This is a genomic window from Shigella sp. SIG3 (assembly GCF_053555855.1).
In genome coordinates, this window is the sequence record NZ_JBQZXE010000209.1 from 1 (window position 1) to 2827 (window position 2827).

Annotated in this window: 3 protein-coding genes; all 3 read left to right on the forward strand. The window is 51.9% G+C overall.

Annotated elements, in window-relative coordinates; all coding sequences use genetic code 11:
• Positions 1 to 716: Rha family transcriptional regulator (locus tag ACUU1I_RS20135; RefSeq protein WP_449144897.1), on the forward strand; the 716-nt coding region annotated here is incomplete at its 5' end.
• A gap of 297 nt (positions 717 to 1013) precedes the next feature.
• Positions 1014 to 1505 (forward strand): hypothetical protein, encoded by a 492-nt coding sequence (locus ACUU1I_RS20140; RefSeq protein ID WP_000971492.1) that lies wholly within the window; start codon positions 1014 to 1016, stop codon positions 1503 to 1505.
• A gap of 83 nt (positions 1506 to 1588) precedes the next feature.
• Positions 1589 to 2578 carry a hypothetical protein gene (locus ACUU1I_RS20145; protein ID WP_001057471.1) on the forward strand — a complete coding sequence of 330 codons (990 nt, stop codon included), beginning with the start codon at positions 1589 to 1591 and terminating at the stop codon, positions 2576 to 2578.
• Positions 2579 to 2827: the final 249 nt, after the last annotated feature.

The window sequence follows — 2827 nt, forward strand, 5'->3', positions numbered from 1 at the left end:
CCCGGGGCGGTTCAAACCTCGACCAGCTTGTCTCCATGACCTCAGTTGAAATTGCTGAGCTGACAGGCAAGGAGCACCGAAATGTCCTGCGTGATATTCGCAATATGGCTGAGGAGCTTAACGCGCTCAAAACTGAGCAGTGCTCAAAACTGAGCAGTCATATCGGGGTGACTGAAGATGTCTATCTAAACGCGCAGGGGAAACAGCAGCCGCTGTATCGTCTCGACCGTAAGCATACTTTCATTCTGGTCGCTGGCTATTCCGTTCACCTCCGCGCCAAGTGTTACGACCATATTCAGACGTTAGAGCGTCGAGTCCTTCAACTGGAAGACCAGAAGAAGCGAGCAGCCATTCAGTCCGCTAACCGCCGAGGCGTGACTTGGGGCGACTACTGCAAAACCTATGGTCTGCCCGCTCAGAAGCTAATGACCGCACTTCTCCAGCATCGTGGCCTCTTTCGTAAGAACCCAATCAGTAACGAGTGGTCTGTAAATCCGAAGTATTCCGACTGCTTTCGTATCATTAAGCCGTCAGACCAGAAGTTCTCAGCAGGTGGGTATAACTTCCGGTTCAACGCTAAGGGGCTGGAGGTCTTCGGTAAGCCTGAGATGGTTGACAAGATGCGAGGCATCCTTATTGCATTCACTGGCACCGACCAGCAGAAGCAAGAGCACCTCCTGAAGCTGGCACAATCCGGTAAGGTGGAGGGAATCTAAGATGATGATTGACCCGCGCACACCTGAGGGGCGCATGACTCTCCGTTACCGTGGCTACCGGACTGAAGTCCTCCTCAGAGAGCTTGGTCTAGACCCGGAAGATGAGACCCGCCAGCACCAATCCCGAGACGAGCTAATAGCCCAACTGGTCGCTATGAAACTGCCGCTTAACCGTTAGTAGCTCACCTACTCAATACCTAATTTAAACACCTTTTGAGATGACCGATGCGGGGAGACCCGTAGGCCTTACTGTGCCTGCGATACCGATAGTCTCAACTCTCAAGAGGAGAATTACCTATGATGTTCAACAACAACAACTGGAAGCTGTCAGTCACCGACATCAACCTTTATGAAAACACTGTGAGTCTGGACGGTCAGTCCTATCCGTTGTCGCTCGCTATCAAGACCCTCATTCCGGGCTACCTGTCAGGCTTACCGTCCACCAGCCGCGAGGCGATGGAGTTACTGGAAGCTCTGGCTGAAGCTGGCGTGACCATTGGTAACTTCTTCAGTAATGACCTGATGACCGCCTACCAACGCCGCCAGATGAACAAACGAGCTGAAGCTGAGCGTATCGCTAAAGAGCTAGCGTCTCAGAAAGAGCGTACCCGCGAAATGTTCATGACCGAAGACGAATGGCAAAAAGAGCTACAGCGCCGCGAACAGGTCAAAGCTGAACGCCGGACCTATGGTGAAAACCTCCGCAGCGCTACTCATTCCGCTGGTCGCTCACGTGCCGCTATCGTCGCTGACCTTGAGTCAGGCGGTAACTGGATGGACAGCTTGTAAGCAAGCGTCCCTCATCTGAGAACACACGGTCCCTGACTGCCTGTTAGGGACTTCAAGTATTTGACTCAAGGAGATTAATTATAATGAATATGACTAAAAACGCTTTCCAGTTTGGCATTGAGCCTGTTCATATCACCGACAACGACAACCTTCAGGTTAATGAGGGCCTTCCGACTAACGCCGACCCTCAGGTCTATGCCCTCCAGTTAGCTAAGACTGTTAAGGCTATGCTGAACGGTGTACTTAAAGACGCTCAAGATAACATCCCGTTCCCTGTAGAAGTCCTGCCGACCCGTAACAGCTTACCGACTCCAATCATTGCTCACACTCTGGCTGACCGCTCTGTGCTGGTCCCTGTCCGTGGTGGTAAGCGACCTGAAGTTGTGACCGCTCCGTCTGGCGCTGAAATCACCGTTGAGCCGATTGAACAGGCGATCCTCGTGTCTCACCAAACAAAGCTTTGGGACCAGAAGTCGACCACTGGTTTCACTCAGGGGACGCTCCAGCAGGACGCACTGAACATCTGCGATAACGTGATTCGTACCATTAACTCTAAGATGGTTGACGTGCTGGAGTCCTCAAAGCTGCTGAAGACCGTAGAACTTCCGGCCCTGACTGGTAGCCTGACCGCTAAGGCTGACGCTATCATGGATGCCCTGTACGAGAACACGGAGTCTTCTTTCGGTTCTGAGGTTTCTGACTACGGCATTATCGCCCATGAGTCACACCTCAAGGCTCTCTCCCGTCTGGCTGCTAAGCAGGGCTTCGGTGGTGAAGACGCTATCGTCGATATGCTGGGGACTGACGTCGCCTATTACAACGGTGAAGACCGTGGCGTGTTCATGATGGCTAAGCGTTTTACGGCTCTGAGCTTCGGTTGCTTCCGTCACGATGGCGAGAGCATTACTGTGGTCCTTTCACGTGATGGAGACTCCCAGTCTCACGACCTTGAGATTCTCGGCAAGGTGTTTGTTGTAGCTGAAGCTGCTACGACCATCAAGATGGGTACTGGCTCGGCTACTGCTGTCCTGCCTGTAGTCAAACGCCTGAGCTTCACTAAAGAAGCTAACTAACAATAACGACTATTGGTCAGACTTCCGAACTGGATGTCTGGCCTTTATTTTGTACTAGTAATCTAGTTCGTGAATACAGAAAGTAGGAGGGCCAAATGGACCTACACAAAGTCTATCTCGTGGTCTTCCTGCTAAAGCTGGGACTGGTGGTCTGGCTATGGGCTATTAGACGATGAGTTTTGACTGAAAAATGTGAGACCTCATCTAATATAAAGAGCGAGCCAAAAGCCCCCATAGCCTGACCTGAGC